This is a genomic window from Dactylosporangium sp. CA-052675, from assembly GCF_050947935.1.
GTDB lineage: Bacteria > Actinomycetota > Actinomycetes > Mycobacteriales > Micromonosporaceae > Dactylosporangium.
Genome location: NZ_CP192010.1, coordinates 8,862,979 through 8,883,891, shown reverse-complemented (window position 1 = coordinate 8,883,891; position 20,913 = coordinate 8,862,979). Strand labels below are relative to the sequence as shown.

Below are 20,913 nucleotides of genomic sequence, written 5' to 3'. Positions count from 1 at the left end.
CGCCGGGACGCCCCTTGATCGTCAGGTGCTAGAGACCCAGGTCGGCCTCGAAGTGCCCGGCCTCCAGGCGCTCCTTGATGGTGCCCAGGAAGCGCGCGGCGTCGGCGCCGTCGACGATCCGGTGGTCGTAGGACAGGGCCAGGTAGACCATCGAGCGCGGCGCGATGATCTCGCCGAGCTCCGGGTCGCTCACCACGACGGCCCGCTTGACCACGGCGCCGGTGCCCAGGATCGCCACCTGCGGCTGGTTGATGATCGGCGTGTCGAACAGCGCGCCCCGGCTGCCGGTGTTGGTCAGCGTGAACGTGCCGCCCGCGATGTCGTCCGGGCTGAGCTTGTTGGCGCGGGTCCGCTCGGCCACGTCGGCGATGCGCTTGGCCAGCCCGGCCAGGTTGAGGTCGCCCGCGTTCTTGATGACCGGGACGATCAGGCCCTTCTCGCTGTCGACCGCCATGCCGAGGTGCTCGGCGTCGTGGTACGTGACCGTGCCCGCCTCGAGGTCGATCGAGGAGTTCACGCCCGGGTGCACCCGCAGCGCCTCGACCGCGGCCAGGGCGAAGAACGGCAGGAACGACAGCTTCACGCCGTGCGTGGCCTGGAACTGCGCCTTGGCCTTGTCGCGCAGCTTCGCCACCTTCGTCACGTCGACCTCGACGACGGTGGTGAGCTGGGCCGAGACCTGCAGCGACTCGACCATCCGCCGGGCGATGAGGGCCCGCATCCGGCTGAGCTTCTGCGTCTGGCCGCGCAGCGGGCTCGGGGCCGCCTTCGGCGCGGCGGCGGTCGAGCCGCCGGTGCTCGCGGCGGCCGGGGCGGCGGCGGGCGCCGGCTGGGCGGCGGCCTCCTTCGCCTTGGCGGCCGCGTCGAGCACGTCCTGCTTGCGGATGCGCCCGCCCACACCGGTGCCGGAGAGCTGGGCCAGGTTCACCCCGTGCTCGGCGGCGAGCTTGCGGACCAGCGGCGTGACGTAGCCGGCCTCGTCGCCCGAGACCTTGCCGTTGCCACCCGCCGGCGCGGCACCGGCCACGGTGACGTTGGTGGCCGGCCCGGCCTGCACCGGCGCGCTCGCGGCCGGCTGCGGCTCGGGCTTGGAGGCGGGCGCGGCGGCCTTCGGCTCCGGCTTGGCCTCGGCCTTGGGCTGCGGCTTGGCCTCGGGCTTCGGCTCGGCCTTGGGCTCGGGCTTCGGCTCCGGCTTGGCCTCGGGCTTCGGCTGCGGGGCGGGCTCGGACTTCGCGGGCGCGGCCCCGGCGGCGCCGATCACGGCCAGCTCCGCGCCGACCTCGACCGTCTCGTCCTCGGGGACCTTGATCTCCAGCAGCGTGCCGGCGACCGGCGACGGGATCTCGGTGTCGACCTTGTCGGTGGAGACCTCGAGCAGCGGCTCGTCGGCCTCGACGCTGTCGCCGACCTGCTTGAGCCAGCGGGTGACGGTGCCCTCGGTGACGCTCTCGCCGAGCGCGGGCATCTTCACCGAGGTGCCCTCGCCGCCGCCGGACGAGGACGCGGCGGCCGGGGCCGGCTCCTCCTCGGGCTGCTCCTGGGCGGGCTCCTCCGCGGCGGGCTCCTCCTGTGCGGCGGGCTCCTCCTGCTCCTCCGACGGCTCCTGCGCGGGCGCGACGCCCTCGGAGGCGTCACCGCCGTCAGTGCCGTCGCCGCCGATGACGGCGAGCTCGGCGCCGACCTCGGCGGTCTCGTCCTCCTGCACGACGATCCGGGTCAGCACCCCGGCCGCCGGGGAGGGGATCTCCGTGTCGACCTTGTCGGTCGAGACCTCGAGCAGCGGCTCGTCGGCCTCGACGTGGTCGCCCTCCTGCTTCAACCAGCGGGTGACGGTGCCCTCGGTGACGCTCTCGCCCAGCCGGGGCATGGTGACCGATACCGGCATGTGAAACGACTCCTCGTACTGTGCTTGGTGGCGGTCGGATGCCTGATCAGTGGACGTGCAGCGGCTTGCCGGCCAGCGCCAGGTGCGCCTCGCCGAGAGCCTCGTTCTGCGTGGGGTGCATGTGCACCAGCGGGGCGACGTCCCCGGGGAACGCCTCCCAGTTGTAGATCAGCTGAGCCTCGCCGATGAGCTCGCTCACCCGGGCGCCCACCATGTGGACCCCGACGACGGGCCCGTCCTTGACCCGGATCAGCTTCACGAAGCCGGCGGTCCGCAGGATCTGGCTCTTGCCGTTGCCGGTGAGGTCGTACTGCAGCGTCTCGATCTTGTCCTCGCCGTGCAGCTCGCGGGCCTTGCTCTCGTTGAGCCCGACGGAGGCGACCTCGGGCTCGGAGTACGTCACCCGGGGGATGCCCGACTCGTCGAAGACCTGCGGGTGCTGGCCCGCGATCTCCTCGGCCACGAAGATGCCCTGCTGGAAGCCGCGGTGCGCGAGCTGCACGCCCGGCACGATGTCGCCGACGGCGTAGATGCCCGGCACGGAGGTGCGCAGCCGCTCGTCGGTGATGACGAACCCGCGCTCCATCTTCACGCCCTGCTCCTCGTAGCCGAGGTTGGCGGTGGTCGGCCCGCGCCCGACGGCCACGAGCAGCAGCTCGGCCTCGATCGTGTCGCCGCCCTGGATCGACACCTTCACGCCGGCGTCGGTGCGCTCCACGCCCTCGAAGGGCTTGCCCACCTTGAACTTGATGCCCCGCTTGCGAAACGCCCGCTCGAGCGCCTTCGAGCTCGCCTCGTCCTCGACCGCGAGCAGCCGGGGGAGCGCCTCGACGATCGTGACGTCGACGCCGAAGGACTTCCAGGCGCTGGCGAACTCGCAGCCGATGACGCCGCCGCCGAGGATGATCGCGGAGGCCGGCACGTGGTCCAGCCCGAGCGCGTGCTCGCTGGTGATGACCCGCTCACCGTCCACGACGAGGCCGGGCAGGGTCTTGGAGTAGGAGCCGGTGGCCAGCACGATGTTCTTCGCCGTGTACCGCGTGCCGGCGACCTCGACGGCGTCCGGCGCGACCAGGCGCCCCTCGCCCTCGATGAGCGTCACCTTGCGCGCCTTGGCCAGGCCCTGCAGCCCCTTGTACAGCTTGGTGACCACGCCGTCCTTGTAGGCGTTCACGGCCTTCATGTCGACGCCGTTGAACACGGCCTGGATGCCGAACTGGTCCGCCTCGCGGGCGGCGTCGGCGACCTCGCCCGCGTGCAGCAGGGCCTTGGTCGGGATGCAGCCGCGGTGCAGGCACGTGCCGCCGAGCTTGTCCTTCTCGACCAGCGCGACGGACAGGCCGAGCTGGGTCGCGCGGAACGCGGTCGCGTAACCGCCGCTGCCGCCGCCCAGGACGAGAACGTCGAAGGAGTTGGCGTGTGGGTCGCTCACGAATTCTCCCAGGTGATGCACGGGCCATCGGCTCGTGACGGTGCGAATCGGGGGTTCGCCCTTCGCATGACGATCCTTGGCCATCTTGTCACTTGCCCTGCTCGCCTGCGACAAAGGGGCGGCTTCGCGGGGTCCCCGGGGCCGGTCGTGACGTCGTACCCTGTGCACGAGCTGTGCACGGACTCGACGAAGAGGAGCGATCGTGGCTTGGTTCCGCCGACGCAAGCCGGCAGCGGGAGGGCGCTCCGCCAGCCGCGAGGACCTGGCTTACCTGGAGGAGTTCGTCCGCTCCCGGCGGGGCGTGGAGGGCTTCATCGAGCCGCGCACGACCGTGACGGAGACGACACTGCTGCTCATCGCCCACGACGGCGAGTGGACCCGCCGCCGGATGGAGAGCCCGCAGGCGGCGCGCCAGTTCGCGCACCGCCTGAGCATGCCCGTCTACGACATCGCGCTGGTGGGATACCCCCAGCGCTGGCGGGACTACAACGCCCGCAACAAGAACGCCTGACCGCACCGGCCGGTCGCACCCGGCCGGCCGCACTACTCGGCCGCGATCTCCTCCACCAGCTCGACCAGCGTGCGGACCGGGACGCCGGTGCCGCCCTTGGTCCAGTAGCCGAAGGGCTCGCCGGCGTGGTAGCTCGGGCCGGCGATGTCGATGTGGGCCCACTGCACGCCCTCGGTCACGAACTCGGACAGGAACACGCCGCCCTGCAGCATGTGCCCGGCGCGGTCCATCCCGGCGTTGACCTGCGAGATGTCCGCCACGTCGGAGTCCATGCCCTTGCGCACGTCCTCCGGCAGCGGCATCGGCCAGGCCGGCTCGCCGGTCCGCTCGCCCGCGTCGCGGACCCGCTCGCACAGCTCCGGCGTGCCCATGACGCCCGCGATGCGCTTGCCGAGCGCGATCACCTGCCCGCCGGTGAGGGTCGAGACCTCGAAGAGGTAGTCGGGGTCGTCCTCGCAGGCCCGGGCGATCGCGTCGCCGAGGATCATGCGGCCCTCGGCGTCGGTGTTGAGCACCTCGACCTGGGCGCCGCTGTACATCCTCACGACGTCACCGGGCCGGTACGCGCTGCCGGAGACCATGTTCTCGGCCATCGGCGCGTACGCCACGACCGCCACCTTGGGCTTGAGCTGGGCGATCGCGAGCATGGTGGCGACCACTGCGGCGGCGCCGGACATGTCCGACTTCATCTCCCACATGCCGGCGCTCGGCTTGATCGACACGCCGCCGGTGTCGAACGTGATGCCCTTGCCCACGAGCGCGACCCGCCGGGTGGCCCCGGCCGGTTCGTAGGCCAGGCGCACCAGGCGCGGGGCGGCCGCCGAGCCGAGCCCGACCGCCAGGATGCCGCCGTAGCCCTGCTTGGCCAGGGCCTTCTCGTCCAGTACGGACACCTCCAGCGACACCTCGCGCGCCGCCGCCGCGACCTGCTCGGCGAAGGCGGGGGGCCGCAGCTCGTTCGGCGCCGTGTTGATCCAGTCCCGGGTGCGGGCCACCGCGGCGCCGAGCACCCCGGAGCGCTTGATCACGGCCTTGGCCGCCCGGGCACCCGCGTCCGGCACGTGCACGAGCACCTTGCGCAGCGGGTCGCGGCGACCGGCGGCGGGCTTGGACTTGTAGCCGGCGAAGCGGTACGCGCCCAGCATCGCCCCCTCGGACACGGCCCGCAGCCCGGCGCTCAGCGCCGCGACGCCCGTCTCGCCGTCGTCGGCCAGCGGCAGCACCAGGGCCGCCGAGGACGATCCGGCCAGGGCCCGGGCCGCGGCCCCGGCCGCGCGGCGCAGCGACTCGGCCGAGGGCGCCCGGCTCGCGTCGCCGCCGGTGGGGACGCCCAGGCCGACCGCCACCACGAGCGGGGCGGTCACCGCGCCGAACGCGGCGAGCTTCGTCACCTCGCCGAGCGCGCCGGTCGCCCCGAGCACCCGCAGGGTCTCGGCGAGCCCGCCGCCCGGCCGGTCGCTGAACGCCGCCGCGATGCTCTGCGCGCCCGGCGCGAGCACGAGCTTCGCGTCGGGGCTGTCATCGGCGTACACACCGATGACGACGGCGTCGGCGGCAAGGGTCGCTGGGTCGGTGTCGACCAGGGTCAGGGAGGTCACTGGTGCTCCACATCACTGATGGTTCGCTGCGCTTCGGCGGCCGGACAGTTCACTGCGGGGTCGCCACAGCTTCAGCATGCCGCCGAATCGGGTGCAGGACACGATAACCAACGCGATAGGTTGCGGGCATGACCCAACCCTTGCGGCACCCCGCGTTGTATCACCGCCATGCGGCGCTCGGTGCCAAGTTCGCGGCGTTCGGCGGCTGGGAGATGCCCCTCGAATACGCCGACGGCGGCGTGCTCAAGGAGCACACGGCCGTCCGCGAGGACGTGGGCGTGTTCGACGTGTCCCACCTGGGCAAGGCCCGGGTGCGGGGTCGCGGCGCGGCCGCGTTCGTCAACGCCTGCCTCAGCAACGACCTCGACCGCATCAGCGCGGGCCAGGCGCAGTACACCCTCTGCCTGGACGAGACCGGGGGCGTGGTGGACGACCTCATCGCGTACCGGTTCGGCGACGACGACGTCTTCCTCATCCCGAACGCGGCCAACACCGCCGAGGTGGTCCGCCGCCTGACCGCCCAGGCGCCGGCCGGCATCGGCGTGGTCGAGCAGCACGAGCTCTTCGCCGTGCTCGCCGTGCAGGGCCCGCGCTCGGCCGAGGTGCTGGCCGGCCTCGGCCTGCCCACGGAGCACGAGTACATGAGCTTCACGGTGGCCTCCTACGGGGGCACCGACGTGGTGGTCTGCCGCACCGGCTACACCGGCGAGCACGGCTACGAGCTCGTCGTGCCGTCCCACGACGCGCACACCCTGTGGGACGCGATCGTCGCGGCCGGCGCCCGCCCCTGCGGCCTCGCGGCGCGCGACACGCTGCGCACGGAGATGGGCTACCCCCTGCACGGCCAGGACCTCTCCCTCGACATCACCCCGGTGCAGGCGCGCTCGGGCTGGGCCGTGGGCTGGAACAAGCCGGCGTTCTGGGGCCGCGAGGCGCTGCTGGCCGAGAAGGCCGCGGGCCCGCGCCGGGTGCTGTGGGGCCTGGAGGCGCTCGACCGCGCCGTCCCCCGCGCGCACATGGCGGTGCTGGCCGCCGACGGCACCCAGGTCGGCGAGGTGACCAGCGGCACGTTCTCGCCCACCCGCAAGGTCGGCATCGCCCTGGCGCTGATCGACACCGCGTCGGGCGTGGGCGAGGGCGACGAGGTGGCGCTGGACGTGCGCGGCCGCCGCTGCGCGGTCCGCGTGGTGAAGCCCCCGTTCGTGAAGTCCTCGGTCAAGTGACGTCCTCGGTCACCTGAAGTCCTCGGTCACCTGAAGTCCTCGGTCAGGTAGCCAGCACGACGAGCGCGGCGGCCGTCGACAGCTCGATGGCCGCCCCGATCACGTCCCCGGTGACGCCGCCCAGCCGCCGCCGGGCGTGGGCGGTGAGCGCCCACGCGACGAGCGCCGCGGCCAGCACGGCCCCGGGCCCGCGCCAGGGGTCGACCAGCACGCCGAGCCCGCCCGTGACGAGGATCACCAGCCCCAGCAGCCACCCCGGCACCGTCTGGGCCACCAGCGCCCCGAGCCCGCCGGTCCGGGCGGCCGGCAGACCCCGGCGGCAGGCCACGGTCGCGCCCAGGCGCCCCGCCGCGAACGCGAGCACGACGGCGAACGGCGGCCAGGCCAGCAGCGAGGTGGCGGCGGCGGCGTCCACGAGCAGGACGGCGGCGATGGCGGCCACCCCGAACGGCCCGATGTCGGACTTCTTCATGATCTCGAGGGCCCGCTCGGGCCCGGCGTAGGAGCCGAGCCCGTCGGCCGTGTCGGCCAGCCCGTCGACGTGCAGCCCGCGGGTGAGCAGCAGCCCGAGCGCGACGAGCACGGCCCCGCCGAGCAGCGGCGCCGCCCCGAGCCGCACCAGCCCGCCCGCGAGCAGCGCCAGCACCAGCCCGAGCAGCGCCCCGGCCAGCGGGGCCAGGAGCATCGCGACCCTCGCGGTCGGCCGGTCGACCCGGTCCGCGCGCACCGGCGCGACCGTGAACAGGCTCAGGGCGAGCCTCAGTCCTCCCACGACGGCTTCACGTACGGCATCTCCGCCGTCGGCGAGTCCGCCACCACCCGCTGGATCTCGGCCTCGATGCGCTCCTGCTCGCTGAGCCCGTCGCCCGCGGCGCCGTCCCCAGCCTCGTCCCCGGCCTCGTCCCCGGTCTCGTCCCCGGTCTCGTCCCCGGTCATGGCCGAGCGCAGGGGCGTCGCGGCCGCGATCGTCAGGGCCGTGTTGATCAGCGGCAGCGCCGCGAGCGCGGTCGCGCCCTCGCCGAGGCCGAGCCGCAGCGCCAGGAACGGCGCCGCGCCGAGCACGTCCGCGGCCAGCTTCACGGTCGGGTTGTCGCCGTGGTCGGGCATCATCAGCCAGTGCCGCGTCTGGGCGCCGTAGTCGCGGGCCACCAGCGCGGCGGCGATCGCGACCGGCCCGTCGACCAGCAGCGGCAGGCGGCGGGAGGCGGCCCCGAGCACGACACCGGTGGCGACCGCGATGTCGCCGCCGCCCAGCATCGACAGCATCACGTGCGGTTCGCGGCTGCGCGTACGGATGCGATGCCGGGCGTCGCGAATGGCCCCGATCTTGCGCATCCAGGCGGCGTCGTCGACGAAGCCGGAGGAGTCCACGACCCGGCCCAGCAGGGCGGCCGGCTCGGCACCGGTGAGCACCGCCACGATCGCGGCCGCGGCGGCGTCCGCCCCGGCCCCGCAGGCGCCCAGGACCAGCAGGTCGACGCCCTCGTTGGCGGCCGCGTCGGCCAGCCGCCAGCCCAGGGTCAGCGCCGCGTCCACGCCGGTGTCGTCCAGCGCGTCGTGCACCTCGGCCGGGCCCGCGGACGGGCAGTCGATGGCCTGGACGCTCGCGCCCGCGCCGGCGGCGAGCATGGCCAGGGTGCCGTTGCCCTCCACGACCTCGGCCAGGCGCCGGTCGGCGGCCTCGGCGGAGTCCCCGGCCGCGAAGCCGCCCGTGCGGTCGCCGCGCAGCACGAGCACCCGGGGCTGCTGGAACGGGCGCGGATCGGGCCGGCCCTGCACGCCGCCGGCGAAGCGCACGACGGGCACCAGGCCGCCCAGGCCGGCGCCGTTGAGCCGCAGCGTGAGCAGCCGCTCGGCCGCCTCGTGGGCGGTCGACTCGTCCGGCAGCGGAAGTTCCATGCCGGGGGAGAACGAGAGCGTGTCGCCGCCGTCGGCGGTGGACAGCACCGAGCCGGCCCCGGTCGACTCGAAGACGAACGGCTCCACGGGCTTCGCCGCCGGCTCCTGCGGCTTCGGGGTCTCGCGCGCCCCGGCGTGCTGCACCAGCTCGCCGCCGCGCAGCCAGGAGACCTCGCCCGCCACCACCAGGGCGACGCCGTCGCACGCGGCCGCCACGCGCTGGTTGAGCAGGCCGCTCGCGTCGGCGAAGGTCCGCCCGGCGTCGGTCGCCGGCAGCACGCCGAGGCCGACCTCGGGCCCCACGAGCACCAGCAGCCCGGCGCCGCACGAGCGCACGGCGCCGGCCAGCGCCGCGATCGGCTCGTCGGCGGCCGTCGGGTCCGACCAGTCGCCGGCGGTGTCGTGCACCGCGGAGAGCCAGTTGCCAAGATCGTCGACGAGGATCGTGTCCTCGCTCTTCGCCCCGGTCAGCAGCTCGGCCAGGCGGTCGGGGGAGTCGCCGACCTCCTCGGTGACCCAGGACTGCGGGCGGCGCTGCCGGTGCGCGGCGATCCGCGCCGCCCAGCCGCCGTCCGACGTGCGCTCTCGCGCGGTCGCGACATAGCGCACCGCACCGGCCCCGGCGACGAGCGCCTCCGCCACTTCCGACTTCCCGGACCGGATTCCTCCGAGCACCAGCAACCGCATGCCCCGTACTTTAGAGGGACACCGGTGGCCGGACTCGGCTCAGGGCCACGCGGCCGATACGCTCGAAGTCTTCTACCTGGGACAGGAGTGTGACCATGGCGTGGACGTGGCAGTTCGAAGACGCTGAGCGCAGGCCCGTCGATGGCCCCAACGAGGCGTTTTCCAGCCAGTCCGACGCGGAGTCGTGGCTCGGGCAGGCCTGGCGCGACCTGGTGGCCAAGGGCGCGGCGACGGCGATCCTCACCGAGGACGACCGCACGGAGTATCGGATGAGCCTGCTGCCGGCTGGGGGCTGACGGTGTCGTACGGGCACTACGGCAGCCGGGTCGGCCGGCTGCCGCGGGAGGCGTTCCGGCCCAGTGCGATCTTCCTGGGGCTCATCGCGCTGCTGGCCGTGAGCGGCTGGATGGCCTGGGCCGAGTTCGGTGACGCGCAGTTCAACGTGTTCCTCTTCGTCGCGGCGGGCTGGGCGGTCTCGCTGTGCCTGCATGAGTACTCGCACGCCCTGGTCGCGTTCAAGGGCGGCGACGACGACATCGCGCACCGCGGCTACCTGACGCTCAACCCGCTGAAGTACTCCCACCCGCTGCTGTCGATCGTGCTGCCGCTGGTCTTCGTGATCCTCGGCGGCATCGGCCTGCCCGGCGGCGCGGTCTGGGTCAACCACGGCGCCATCCGCAGCCGGCTCGTCGACAGCCTGATCAGCTTCGCCGGCCCGGCGATGAACCTGGTGCTGGCGATCCTGCTGGTGCTGCCGTTCTCGTTCGGCCTGGACACCGGCGAGCACCCGGTGTTCTTCGCGGGGCTGGCGTTCCTGGCCCTGCTGCAGCTGACCGCCAGCGTGCTCAACTTCGTGCCGATGCCGGGCGTCGACGGCGGCAACCTGATCTTCCCGTGGCTGTCCCCGCAGTGGCAGCGCGGCTTCAACCACGTGGCGCCCTGGGGCATGCTCATCCTGATCGCGCTGCTGTGGTCGCCGCAGATCAACCACTACTTCTTCGAGTTCGTGTACTGGCTGGGCGACCTGATAGGACTCCCGTCCTACCAGGCCTCCCAGGGCGCCTCGCTGTTCCGCTTCTGGAACCGCTACTGAGGCCTACGGCCGCTCGGCGGGGCTCTGCGTCAGCGCGGGGTCCCGCTGCACGATCGGCTCCAGCGCCTCGTCGATGCGCTTGAGCAGCTCGGCGTCGAGCTTCACCCCGGACGCCTTGACGTTGTCCTCGAGCTGCTCGGGCCGGGTCGCGCCGACGATCGCCGACGACACGTTGGGGTTCTGCAGCACCCAGGCCACCCCGAGCTGGGCCATCGACAGCCCGGCCTGCTCGGCCAGCGGGCGCAGCTGCTGGACCGCGGTCAGCACGTCGTCGTGCATGAGGCGCGAGATGAACGCGGCCCCCGACTTCTCGTCCGTCGCCCGCGAGCCCGCCGGCGGCGGCTGACCCGGCTTGTACTTGCCGGTGAGCACGCCCTGCGCCAGCGGCGAGAAGACGACCTGGCCGATGCCGAGCTCCTCACAGGCCGGGACGACCTCGGCCTCGATGACCCGGTAGACGGCCGAGTACTGCGGCTGGTTGGACACCAGCTGGATGCGCAGCTCCTTGGCGAGCGCGGCCGCCTCGCGGATCTGCTCGGCCCGCCACTCCGACACCCCGATGTAGAGCGCCTTGCCGGAGTGCACCACGTCGGCGAACGCCTCCATGGTCTCCTCGAGCGGGGTGTGGTGGTCGTACCGGTGCGCCTGGTACAGATCCACGTGGTCGGTCTGCAGCCGGCGCAGCGACCCGTCGATGGACTTCATGATGTGCTTGCGCGACAGGCCGCTGTCGTTGCGCCCCTGCCCGGTGCGCCAGAAGACCTTGGTGAAGATCTCCAGCCCGTCGCGGTCCTGGCCCTTGAGCGCGTCGCCCAGGACCACCTCGGCGCGGGTGCCGGCGTAGACGTCGGCGGTGTCGAAGGTCGTGATGCCGAGGTCGAGGGCGGCGTGCACGCAGGCCGTGGCCTGCTCGGCCTCGACCTGCGAGCCGTGAGTGATCCAGTTGCCGTATGAGATCTCGCTGACGAGCAGCCCGGAACGGCCGAGGTGTCGAAACTCCATGCTCCGACCCTATGCCCCGGGTTGTCGCTACATGACGGGCCGGGTGTCGGCGAGCAGCCGGTCGATCTCGTCGGTCACCCCGGTCCGGCTCGCGAACGTGGCCTCGATGATGGTCCGCCCGCGCCGGTCGAGCGCGCCCCAGCGCTGCGAGTCGTCGACGATCAGGAACGCCACCGGGTGGATCATGATGGTGTGGTGCACGGGCGGCACCAGCACCCGGCCCGAGCGGTCGACGACGCCCTTGCGCCCGTCCAGCGACACGACGGCGAGGCCCTCGTCGCTGAAGCCGTCGATGTAGCGCCCGTCGAGCAGCGCCGTGGCGAACCCGTCGTACTGGAACTGCACCACGACCCGCCCGACCGAGTCCACGGCCCCCCAGTAGGGCCCGCGGCGCACCGCGGCCACGCCCCGCCGGAACGGCCGCACGTCGTCGAAGCCGGTGGAGATGAGCACCGTGTTGTTCTTGTCGATCGCGATCCAGCCGGTCGTACCGTCGTGAGAGACCCAGGCGACCCCGTCGGAGAAGCTGCCGACGCCGATGTACCCGGCCGCCGGCTCGATCAGCACCCGGCCCGAGTCGTCGATGAGCTCCCACGTCTGCGCGCCCTGCCGCTGGACCCAGGCCACCCCGTCGCGGAACGGCTGCACGTCGAGGTACCCGGGGCCGATCACGAAGTTGCCGTCGGGCTCGATGTACCCCCACCGCTGGGTCTGCTCGTCGAACGCGGGGGAGGGGGCGCGGCGGATCTGCAGGATCTCCTCGCGGCTGCGCGGGTACGGTCCCCAGCCCTTCTCCGCGACCCGCCGGAACACCGCGTCGAGCGCGAGCTCGGTCTGCGCGATGAGCTCCGGGTCCTCCTCCTTGCGCAGGTCGAGGGCCCGCTCGAAGTGGTTGCAGGCCTCCATGTACCGCCCCTGGTCGTACGCGCACCGACCCGAGTGCTGGTGCATCGTGGCCCGCAGCCGATCGGGCAGCTCCGAGGAGTTCGCGAGCGTGAACAGCCGGTCGGCCTCCTCGAACTCCTCCCGCCACTGCAGCACGTGCGCGAGCCGGGCCTGCGCGATCGCGATGCGCCGCAGCTCCCCGGTCGCCTCGGCGTGCGCGAGCGCGAGCTTGCCGTCGGCGAACGCCTTGGGCAGGTCCCCGAGAATCCGCGAGACGACGGCGCGAAGACTGAGCAGCCGCGCCCGCGTCGGGTTGTCCTCGACCCGGTTGAGCTTGGCCGTGAGCTGGTCGCGAATGTCGGTGAGCTGCGTCACCTCGTCGCCCTCGATCTGCTCCCGCAGCGTGTCGGGGTCGAACCTCCACACGAAGGTCGCGAGCACCTGCTCCGGGTCGGGCCCCCGCTCCTCGGCGGCCTCGGCCCGAGGCCCGGGCGGCGAGGTGGGCGCGATGGCCGCGAGCTCGGGCGGAAACCCTTCGGCCCCGGGCCGCACGATCGGCAGGTACCCGGTGGCCTGCAGCCCGTCGACACCGGCCCCGGTGACTCGCCCGGACTGGTAGGTCCCCATGGACGTGCCGGAGGCAACCGCGGGCGGGGGCGTATCGGCCACTTCCACGAACTCCACCCGAATCCCAGACGAGCCCACAGAACCACCCAAGTCCCCACTGCCGGGCCCGTCCTGGTGCCCCGGCCGCCCACTCTCGACGGGCGCGTCACTCGGGCGCCCACCGTGCATCGGCGCACTGCTGACGGGCGCGTCGGTCAGCGCCCCGCCACTCACAGGCGCATTGCTCATCGGCGTGTTACTCATCGACGTACTGCTCATTGGCGTGTTGCTTGTCGACGTATTGCTTCTCGGCGTGTTGCCTGTCGGTGTGTTGCTGGTCGGCGTTTGGCTCATGGGCGCGCCGGGCACCGGTCCACCGCTGACGGGCGCGTCACTCGTCCTCGGGCCGTGCATGGGCGCACCGCTGACGGGCGCGTCACTCGTCCTCGAGCCGTGCATCGGCGCACCGCTGACGGGCGCGTCCCGCATCGCCGCCCCGGCTGCTTGGTCCCGCGCCGGCGGAGGCCCGAAGAACGAGTTCGTCTGCGGCACATCGGCGGCATGCCCGGACGGGACGGCCGGCCCACGGTCACTCGATCCACGGCCGACCGGCCCGCGGTCAAGCGGCCCACTGTCGATCGGCGCACTGCTGACGGGGGCATTGCCGAGCGGTCCGCTACTGACCGGTGCGTTGCGGAGCGGCCCGCTGCTGACCGGCGCGTTGGAGAGCGGCCCACCACTCACGGGCGCGTCACTCATCGGAGCGCCATGCATCGGAGCGCCATGCATCGGCCCGCTACTGACCGGCGCGTTGGAGAGCGGCCCGCTGCTGACCGGTGCGTTGCTCAACGGCCCACCACTGACCGGAGCATGGCGGGGTGGCTCGCCTCCAACTGACGCATGACGGGCCGGCCCGCCACCGGAGGGAGCTCCGTGCGTCGGCGCACTGCCGGCGGGAGCGGTGTGGGCCGGTCCGCCGCTGACCGGCGCATGACGGGGCGCCCCGCCAGTGCCCGGCGTGCCATACAGCGGCGCACCGCTGATCGGCGCGTCGCTGGTCCTCGCACCGTGCGTCGGCGCACCGCTGATCGGCGCGTCGCTGGTCCTCGCGCCGTGCATCGGCGCACCGCTGATCGGCGCGTTGCTCAACGGCCCACTGCTGACGGGCATACCGCTGACGGGTGCTCCACTGATGGGAGCCCCACTGATCGGCGCGTTACGAGGCGCCCCATAGACGCCTTGCCCACGGTCGGCGGCCGGAGCCCCGTACACCCCGCCCCGCTCGCCCCCGACACTGGCCCGCCCGGAGGAACGCCCCGGCGCCACCGCCCCACCCTGCGGATTCCGGGGATGCCCAGGAGCATCCCGCCGCACGCGCGGAACCTCATCGGTCGGCTCATCGAGCGCCCGGCTCCGGGGCCGCCCGTACGCCGTCCCAGGAGCCCGCCCGAACTCCCGAGCGTCCCGCGACTCTCGGTAACCACCCTGCTCGGCGGGCCTATGCCGCTCGTCATAACCCCGCGGATCCCGATCCCGGGCATCACGGTCGAACTCCCGGCCCCCACGCTCATAGCCACGGGCGTCCCGCCGATCGTCGTATCCCCGGTCGTCGTATCCCCGGTCATCGCGGCCCCGCACCTGACGGCGGTCCCGCTCGTCGAGGTCCCGCGGATCATGGCGTTCGCGGTCGTCATAGTCCCGAAAATCGCGCCCGCGGTCGAATTCGCGCTGCTCCCGGTCGTCGTAACCGCGGTCGGCGCGACCGTCATAGCCTCGCGGATCGCGATCCCGCACGTCACGGTCCCGGCCCCCGCGCTCGGCCGAATCGCGGCCGGCCCGGTCGAGGAAGTCGCGGCCGCGCGGATCACGGTCCCGGTCATCCCGGTCGTCGAGGTCGCGCCGCGGGCCACGGCCCCGGGCGTCCCGAGCGTCCCGGGCGCTACGGTCGCGCGGATCGCGGTCACGGGGATTCTGCCGGTCGTCATAGCTGCGGTCGTCATAGCTGCGGTCGGCATAGCCTTGGTCGGCAGAGCCTTGGTCGGCAGAGCCACGATCGTCAAAGCCGCGGTCGTCAAACCCGCGATCGTCGTAGCCCCGGGCATCCTCGCGCCGGCGGTGATCGTCCCGGCCGCCACGCTCGTCGTACCCGCGCCCGCCATACGCACGGTCACGGTCATCCGAACCATGACGGTCGTCATAACCGCGCTCGTAGGCCTGTTCGCGGCCAGGCTCGCGGCTGGGGGTGCGACCAGGTTGGCGACCGGGCTCGCGGGCGTCGCGGATCTGCCGGTCGTCATAACTGTCATAGGCCTCGCGATGAGGCCGGTCGTCATAGCCGTTGCGCGGCTCCTGGCTATGCCGGTCGTCATAGGCGCGCTGGTCGTACCCCTGTGAGCCGTATCCGGCCTGGTCAGGAGCCTGCTCGCGAGGCCCGCGACGGCGAGAGCCGGGCTCGTCGCGGCGCTGTTCCGGCACCCGGCCCCACGGCATCGTCGGCACGGCCGCCCAGGTGGGCGCGGCGGTTCCCGGCTCTTCCCCCGGGTACTCGTCGCTCACAGCTTCGCTCTCCTCGCCACACTCCGGCACACCGCACGCGTCGGCGTCCGCCGCGCGCTACCCGGTGAAAATCGTGGGCCGGTCGCGAAGGGAGGGTACGGCCTCGCACCCTCCCACCGCCACCGTCGCCGCCGAAACGTGTCCGCGAGCTGCGGTGGGTCAGATGGACTGGCCGATCTTGACCTGCGGCTTCGGGTTGCGGATGAAGCGGAACGAGATCGAGCGCATGATCGCGTAGAGGTAGAGCGATCCCAGGCGCTCGTCGGTGTCCGGGAAGCGCTGCTTGACGAGCTTCTTCACGGTGCGCGAGATCATGAAGCCGTCGACCGCGGTGGCCAGCAGCATCACGAGGAACAGGGCGTTGGCCGCGAGGTAGATGCTCTGGTTCAGGTTGCGGTTGAAGCCGACCAGCATGACCAGGAACGTGGTGCCGAAGAAGAAGGTGCCGATCGTGCGCCGCGAGTCGACGATGTCGCGCACGAGCTTGCGCACGGGGCCCTTGTCGCGCTTGAGCAGGTAGCGCTCGTCGCCGTTGGCCATGCCCTCGCGCGCCTCGAGGCGCTCCTGCCGCTGCTTCTCGCGCAGCCGCTTGGCCGCCTCCTTGCGGTCGGCGGCGGGCGGCTCGGGCAGCCGGCGCCCCGCGATCACGCGCTTGGGCGTCTTCTGGCCGAGGTCGCGCTTGCTCGGGGTGTGGCCCCGGGGACCCACCTCCGGCTCGGGCTCCGACACGACGACGGAGGCGGCGGGCTCTTCTGGCTTGCGACGAAACAGCGACGGCACGACACGAAGGGTAGCCGAAGCCGCCGGAGATCAGCACCGTCGGCTGCCTCTCAGCCGAAATCCCTCAGCACCGCGACGTCCGCGAGGTGGCGCGGCGACACGCCGCCGCCGTGCGGAACGAGCCCGCACGACGGCGGGGAAGCCGACAGACGGCGGAACAGGACGCCGCCGTGCGGAACGAGCCCGCACGACGGCGGGGGAGCCGACAGACGGCGGAACAGGACGCCGCCGTGCGGAACGAGCCCGCACGACGGCGGGGGAGCCGACAGGCAGCGAAACACGACACCGCCGTCCGGAACGAGCCCGGACGGCGGCGTCGAGCCGACAGAGAGCGGCACCAGCAGAACGGGGAAGGGCAGGCTCAGCCGAGCTCGACGTGCGCCCCGAGCGCGTTCAGCTTGCCCTCGAAGTCCTCGTAGCCGCGCTGGATGAGCTTCACGCCGTACACCCGGGAGGTCCCCTCGGCCGCCAGCGCCGCGATCAGGTGGCTGAACCCGGCGCGCAGGTCGGGAATCACCAGGTCGGCCGCGTGCAGCTTGGACGGCCCGGCGATGACCGCCGAGTGCATGAAGTTGCGCCGGCCGAAGCGGCACGGGGTGCCGCCGAGGCACTCGCGGTACGTCTGGATCGTCGCCCCCATCTGGTTGAGGGCGGCGGTGTAGCCGAGGCGCCGCTCGTACACGGTCTCGTGCACGATCGACAGCCCGCGGGCCTGGGTCAGCGCCACGACCATCGGCTGCTGCCAGTCCGTCATGAACCCCGGGTGGACGTCGGTCTCCATGGCCACGGCCTTGAGCTCGCCGCCCGGGTGCCAGAAGCGGATGCCGCCCTCGCCGGGCGTGTCGTCGATCTCGAACGCGCCGCCGACGGAGGTGTACAGATTCAGGAACGTCATCATGTCGGACTGCCGCGCGCCCTTGACGAACACGTCGCCGCGGGTGGCCAGCGCGGCCGCGCCCCAGCTGGCGGCCTCGATGCGGTCGGGGATCGGCCGGTGGCTGTAGCCGGTCAGGCGCGGCACGCCCTGGATCTCGATGACCCGGTCGGTGTGCACCTTGATGATCGCGCCCATCTTCTGCAGCACGCAGATGAGGTCGATGATCTCCGGCTCGACGGCCGCGTTGCGCAGCTCGGTGACGCCCTCGGCGCGCACCGCGGTGAGCAGGATCTGCTCGGTGGCGCCGACCGACGGGTAGGGCAGGTGCAGCTTCGCGCCGTGCAGCCCGTCGGGCGCGGTGATGTCCATGCCCTTCTCGGACTTGTCGACGACCGCGCCGAACTCGCGCAGCGCCTGGATGTGGAAGTCGATGGGACGGCCGCCGATGTTGCAGCCGCCGAGGTCGGGGATGAAGGCGTGGCCGAGGCGGTGCAGCAGCGGGCCGCAGAACAGGATCGGGATGCGGCTCGAGCCGGCGTGCACGTTGATCTCGTCGACGTTGGCCGACTCGACGTCGGAGGTGTCGAAGACGAACTCGCCGTCGAGCGCGCCCCGCGTGACCTTCACGCCGTGCAGCTCGAGCAGGCCCGTGACCACCTCGACGTCGCGGATCGCGGGGACGTCGTACAGCCGGCTCGGGGTCTCACCGAGCAGTGCGGCGACCATCGCCTTGGAGACGAGGTTCTTGGCGCCGCGCACACGGAGCTCGCCGTTGAGCGGCGTGCCGCCGTGCACGGTGAGGACGTCACCGGCGTCGTAGTTGGTCACGGAACCCCTCCTGCAGGCAGGAACGTAGATGCTTGGCGCTGACACGCAGCGTGACGCAAGCGCGGGAACGCGCACCGCGTCGCCCGCGCAGCATATCCACATCTACTGCATGCAAAAGTCGGCCGCACGTCAGGCGTGGCACGAAGACGGGACTCCGACACGGATCACCACAGAGAGTGATCACGAGGTGAGCACTACGGCAGCGCCAGCATGCGATCGAGGGCCACCCGCGCGAAGTGGGCGGTGGAGGGATCGACGGTGATCTGGTTCGGCACGCGGCCGGCGACGAGCTCCTCGAGCGCCCACACCAGGTGGGGCAGGTCGATGCGGTTCATCGTCGAGCAGTAGCAGACGTTGCGCTCCAGGAACATGATCTGCTTGTCCGGGTGCGCCAGCGCCAGGCGCCGGACCAGGTTCAGCTCGGTGCCGACCGCCCACGACGACCCGGCCGGAGCGTCGTCGATCATCCGGATGATGTACTCGGTCGAGCCCACGAAATCCGCCGCGTTCACCACCTCGTGCCGGCACTCGGGGTGCACGAGCACGTTGACGCCGGGCACCCGGGCCCGCACGTCCTCCACCGCGTCGAGCGAGAAGCGCCCGTGCACCGAGCAGTGCCCGCGCCACAGGATCATCTTCGCCCCGCGCAGCTGCTCGTCGCTGAGCCCGCCACCCGGCTTGTGCGGGTCGTAGAGCACGCAGTCGGCCAGCTCGAAGCCCATCTTCAGCACCGCGGTGTTGCGCCCGAGGTGCTGGTCGGGCAGGAAGAACACCTTGCTGCCCTGCTCGAACGACCAGCGCAGGGCGGTCTCGGCGTTCGAGGAGGTGCAGACCACGCCGTCGTTGCGCCCGACGAAGCCCTTGATGTCGGCCGAGGAGTTCATGTAGGTGACGGGCACCACGTCACCGGCGATGCCGAGGTCCACGAACCGCTCCCAGGCCTGCTCGACCTGCGACAGGACGGCCATGTCAGCCATCGAGCAGCCCGCGGCCAGGTCCGGCAGCACGACCTTCTGCGCGTCCGAGGTCAGGATGTCGGCGCTCTCGGCCATGAAGTGCACGCCGCAGAACACGATGTACTCCGCGTCGGGCCGGGCGGCGGCCTCGCGCGCGAGCTTGAAGGAGTCGCCGGTCACGTCGGCGAACTGGATCACCTCGTCGCGCTGATAGTGGTGGCCGAGCACGAAGACGCGGTCGCCGAGGGCGGCCTTGGCGGCGCGGGCGCGCTCGACCAGGCCGGGGTCGCTCGGTGCGGGCAGATCGCCGGGGCACTCGACACCCTTCTCGGTGTCGGGGTCGGTGCCGCGGCCCAGCAGCAGCAGTGCGGTGGCGGTTGACGATGGTTCAGCCCAGGTCACCCTTCGATCGTCCCACGCTGCGTCACCCCGGCAACTGTGACGTGCACAATGACCGGATGCGTGTGCTCGTGTGCCCGGACAAGTTCGCCGGCACGATCTCGGCCCCCGACGCCGCCGAGGCCTTCGCCGCCGGTTGGCGCGCCGAGAAGCCCGGCGACGAGCTGGTCCTGCGGCCGCTGTCGGACGGCGGGCCGGGCTTCGGCGCGGTCCTCGCCGCGGCGCTGCCCGGGGCGAGGCGGTTCGCGGTGCCGACCACCGGCCCGCTCGGCCGGCCGGTCGAGGGGCACGTGCTGCTCGACGGCGAGGTGGCGTACGTCGAGAGCGCCGAGGCCTGCGGCCTGCACCTGCTCGCCGAGGACGAGCGTGATCCCGCCCACACCACGAGCTTCGGGCTGGGCCCGCTCGTGCTCGCCGCGGTCGAGGCGGGCGCCCGCGAGGTCGTGATCGGCCTCGGCGGCAGCGCGACCAACGACGCCGGGGCCGGCCTGCTCGCCGCCCTCGGGGCCGCCCCGCTCGACGCGGCCGGCTATGCGCTGCCGTACGGCGGCGCGGCCCTGGCGGCGTGCACCGCGCTGAGCGGCCCGCCCCGGCTGCGCGAGGCGCGGCTCGTGGCCGCCACCGACGTCGACAGCCCGCTGCTGGGGCTGCGCGGCGCGAGCGCGGTCTACGGCCCGCAGAAGGGCGCGAGCAGGGAAGACGTGTTCGTGCTGGACGGGGCGCTGGAGCGCTTCAGCGCCGTACTGCAGACGCTCGCGACCTGTCCGGAGGGCCTGGCGGACCTTCCCGGCGCCGGTGCGGCGGGCGGCCTCGGCGCGGCGATCCTGGCCCTGGGCGGGCGGGTCGAGTCGGGCATCGGGCTCGTGCGGCGCCTCACCCGCCTCGACGGCGAGCTGGAGAAGGTCTCCCTGGTCGTGACGGGTGAGGGCTCCTTCGACGAGCAGTCGCTGCGCGGGAAGGTCGTGGCCGGTGTGGCCAACGCCGCACGTGATCTGGGCGTGCCCTGCGTGGTGCTCGCCGGGCGGGTCGACGCCGGCCGCCGGGAGGCCGCGTCCATCGGGGTCACCGAGGCGCACTCGCTGGTCGAGCACTTCGGCAGCGTGGCCACGGCCCTCGAGCGGCCGGGGGACGGCCTGCGTGAACTCGGACAACGTCTCGCCCGGCAGTGGAGCCGTTAGCAGAAACCGTGTCAGTATGAGAGGGGAATGCCCCCGGAGGCCGCGGCGTTGACCTCTGAGGAACTGTAGACATCACCGCAGGGAGCTTTGATCGTGACCGCTTCGCAGCTTGCCGAGCCCGTTCAGACGGACAACCCGGCCGGCATCGGCCTCACCGCGGATGCCGCTCTCAAGGTGAAGGGCCTGCTCGAGCAGGAAGGCCGCGACGACCTGCGGCTGCGCGTCGCGGTGCAGCCCGGTGGCTGCTCCGGCCTTCGCTACCAGCTCTTCTTCGACGAGCGCTCGCTCGACGGGGACAAGGTCAGCACCTACGACGGCTTCGAGGTCGTCGTCGACCGCATGAGCGTGCCCTACCTGACCGGCGCGACGATCGACTTCGCCGACCGCATCGACGCCCAGGGCTTCACCATCGACAACCCCAACGCCCAGGGCTCGTGCGCCTGCGGCGACTCGTTCCACTAGATCCGACGCTCGGCTTCACGCCTCTGAACGGCCGCCACGGGCAGCGCCCGGGCGGC

18 protein-coding genes are annotated in these 20,913 nt (G+C 72.6%); 7 read left to right on the top strand and 11 right to left on the bottom strand.

Annotation, left to right across the window (positions count from 1 at the left end; genetic code table 11):
* Window positions 1–28: 28 nt before the first annotated feature.
* Window positions 29–1,885, bottom strand: coding sequence for a 2-oxoglutarate dehydrogenase, E2 component, dihydrolipoamide succinyltransferase (sucB, locus tag ACQP1P_RS39785; RefSeq protein ID WP_433079298.1), 1,857 nt, complete (start codon window positions 1,883–1,885; stop codon window positions 29–31).
* 46 nt (window positions 1,886–1,931) lie between these two features.
* Entirely contained in the window at window positions 1,932–3,317 is a 1,386-nt protein-coding gene (gene lpdA, locus ACQP1P_RS39780) for a dihydrolipoyl dehydrogenase (RefSeq protein WP_433079296.1), read from the bottom strand.
* A gap of 202 nt (window positions 3,318–3,519) precedes the next feature.
* Here lpdA and ACQP1P_RS39775 point away from each other — a divergent pair, with 202 nt between their 5' ends.
* On the top strand, window positions 3,520–3,828 hold the full coding sequence (locus ACQP1P_RS39775) for a hypothetical protein (RefSeq protein ID WP_433079294.1): 309 nt from the start codon (window positions 3,520–3,522) through the stop codon (window positions 3,826–3,828).
* 32 nt (window positions 3,829–3,860) lie between these two features.
* Here the strand turns inward: ACQP1P_RS39775 and ACQP1P_RS39770 are convergent, their stop codons facing one another.
* Entirely contained in the window at window positions 3,861–5,426 is a 1,566-nt protein-coding gene (locus ACQP1P_RS39770; protein ID WP_433079292.1) for a leucyl aminopeptidase, read from the bottom strand.
* 128 nt (window positions 5,427–5,554) lie between these two features.
* Between ACQP1P_RS39770 and gcvT the strand changes: the two genes are divergently transcribed.
* The gene (gene gcvT, locus ACQP1P_RS39765) at window positions 5,555–6,649 is read left to right on the top strand and encodes a glycine cleavage system aminomethyltransferase GcvT (RefSeq protein ID WP_433079290.1); all 1,095 of its coding nucleotides are present in this window, start codon (window positions 5,555–5,557) and stop codon (window positions 6,647–6,649) included.
* Between the two features lie 43 nt (window positions 6,650–6,692).
* Here gcvT and ACQP1P_RS39760 read toward each other — a convergent pair whose 3' ends face one another.
* Window positions 6,693–7,421, bottom strand: coding sequence for an adenosylcobinamide-GDP ribazoletransferase (locus ACQP1P_RS39760; protein ID WP_433079288.1), 729 nt, complete (start codon window positions 7,419–7,421; stop codon window positions 6,693–6,695).
* Window positions 7,409–9,235, bottom strand: coding sequence for a bifunctional adenosylcobinamide kinase/adenosylcobinamide-phosphate guanylyltransferase (locus ACQP1P_RS39755; RefSeq protein ID WP_433079286.1), 1,827 nt, complete (start codon window positions 9,233–9,235; stop codon window positions 7,409–7,411). The genes ACQP1P_RS39760 and ACQP1P_RS39755 overlap by 13 nt, the downstream gene beginning before the upstream one ends.
* A 95-nt stretch (window positions 9,236–9,330) precedes the next feature.
* Between ACQP1P_RS39755 and ACQP1P_RS39750 the strand changes: the two genes are divergently transcribed.
* Both ACQP1P_RS39750 and ACQP1P_RS39745 read left to right on the top strand, forming a co-directional pair.
* Complete coding sequence (locus ACQP1P_RS39750; RefSeq protein WP_433079284.1) at window positions 9,331–9,531, top strand: hypothetical protein; 201 nt, start codon at window positions 9,331–9,333, stop codon at window positions 9,529–9,531.
* Window positions 9,532–9,533: 2 nt separating this feature from the next.
* Complete coding sequence (locus tag ACQP1P_RS39745; protein ID WP_433079282.1) at window positions 9,534–10,328, top strand: site-2 protease family protein; 795 nt, start codon at window positions 9,534–9,536, stop codon at window positions 10,326–10,328.
* Window positions 10,329–10,331: 3 nt separating this feature from the next.
* Here ACQP1P_RS39745 and ACQP1P_RS39740 read toward each other — a convergent pair whose 3' ends face one another.
* Window positions 10,332–11,330, bottom strand: a complete 999-nt coding sequence (locus tag ACQP1P_RS39740; protein ID WP_433079280.1) for an aldo/keto reductase family protein — start codon at window positions 11,328–11,330, stop codon at window positions 10,332–10,334.
* Window positions 11,331–11,357: 27 nt separating this feature from the next.
* Window positions 11,358–12,890: a WG repeat-containing protein gene (locus tag ACQP1P_RS39735; RefSeq protein ID WP_433079278.1), complete on the bottom strand. Its 1,533-nt coding sequence runs from the start codon at window positions 12,888–12,890 to the stop codon at window positions 11,358–11,360.
* 1,431 nt (window positions 12,891–14,321) lie between these two features.
* Here ACQP1P_RS39735 and ACQP1P_RS39730 point away from each other — a divergent pair.
* Complete coding sequence (locus ACQP1P_RS39730; protein ID WP_433079276.1) at window positions 14,322–15,215, top strand: hypothetical protein; 894 nt, start codon at window positions 14,322–14,324, stop codon at window positions 15,213–15,215.
* A 321-nt stretch (window positions 15,216–15,536) separates the two neighbouring features.
* On the opposite strand, the gene ACQP1P_RS39725 is transcribed toward ACQP1P_RS39730, so the two are convergent.
* The 4 genes from ACQP1P_RS39725 to nadA form a co-directional block, all read right to left on the bottom strand.
* A complete protein-coding gene (locus tag ACQP1P_RS39725; protein ID WP_433079274.1) occupies window positions 15,537–16,157 on the bottom strand; it encodes a DUF3043 domain-containing protein in 621 nt (206 codons plus the stop codon).
* Window positions 16,158–16,207: 50 nt separating this feature from the next.
* Window positions 16,208–16,495, bottom strand: coding sequence for a hypothetical protein (locus ACQP1P_RS39720; protein WP_433079272.1), 288 nt, complete (start codon window positions 16,493–16,495; stop codon window positions 16,208–16,210).
* 23 nt (window positions 16,496–16,518) lie between these two features.
* The gene (gene murA / locus ACQP1P_RS39715; RefSeq protein WP_350615016.1) at window positions 16,519–17,862 is read right to left on the bottom strand and encodes a UDP-N-acetylglucosamine 1-carboxyvinyltransferase; all 1,344 of its coding nucleotides are present in this window, start codon (window positions 17,860–17,862) and stop codon (window positions 16,519–16,521) included.
* 194 nt (window positions 17,863–18,056) lie between these two features.
* A complete protein-coding gene (gene nadA, locus ACQP1P_RS39710) occupies window positions 18,057–19,220 on the bottom strand; it encodes a quinolinate synthase NadA (protein WP_433079270.1) in 1,164 nt (387 codons plus the stop codon).
* 56 nt (window positions 19,221–19,276) lie between these two features.
* Here nadA and ACQP1P_RS39705 point away from each other — a divergent pair, with 56 nt between their 5' ends.
* Together ACQP1P_RS39705 and ACQP1P_RS39700 are read left to right on the top strand one after the other, a co-directional pair.
* Complete coding sequence (locus tag ACQP1P_RS39705) at window positions 19,277–20,395, top strand: glycerate kinase family protein (protein ID WP_433079268.1); 1,119 nt, start codon at window positions 19,277–19,279, stop codon at window positions 20,393–20,395.
* A gap of 93 nt (window positions 20,396–20,488) precedes the next feature.
* A complete protein-coding gene (locus ACQP1P_RS39700) occupies window positions 20,489–20,857 on the top strand; it encodes a HesB/IscA family protein (RefSeq protein ID WP_392812907.1) in 369 nt (122 codons plus the stop codon).
* The last annotated feature ends 56 nt before the right edge of the window (window positions 20,858–20,913 follow it).

Coding starts and splice junctions, on each gene's coding strand:
- sucB (WP_433079298.1), bottom strand. CDS start 1,885: ATGCCGGTATCGGTCACCATGCCCCGGCTGGGCGAGAGCGTCACCGAG.
- ACQP1P_RS39705 (WP_433079268.1), top strand. CDS start 19,277: ATGCGTGTGCTCGTGTGCCCGGACAAGTTCGCCGGCACGATCTCGGCC.
- ACQP1P_RS39755 (WP_433079286.1), bottom strand. CDS start 9,235: ATGCGGTTGCTGGTGCTCGGAGGAATCCGGTCCGGGAAGTCGGAAGTG.
- ACQP1P_RS39730 (WP_433079276.1), top strand. CDS start 14,322: ATGCCGCTCGTCATAACCCCGCGGATCCCGATCCCGGGCATCACGGTC.
- ACQP1P_RS39750 (WP_433079284.1), top strand. CDS start 9,331: ATGGCGTGGACGTGGCAGTTCGAAGACGCTGAGCGCAGGCCCGTCGAT.
- ACQP1P_RS39740 (WP_433079280.1), bottom strand. CDS start 11,330: ATGGAGTTTCGACACCTCGGCCGTTCCGGGCTGCTCGTCAGCGAGATC.
- gcvT (WP_433079290.1), top strand. CDS start 5,555: ATGACCCAACCCTTGCGGCACCCCGCGTTGTATCACCGCCATGCGGCG.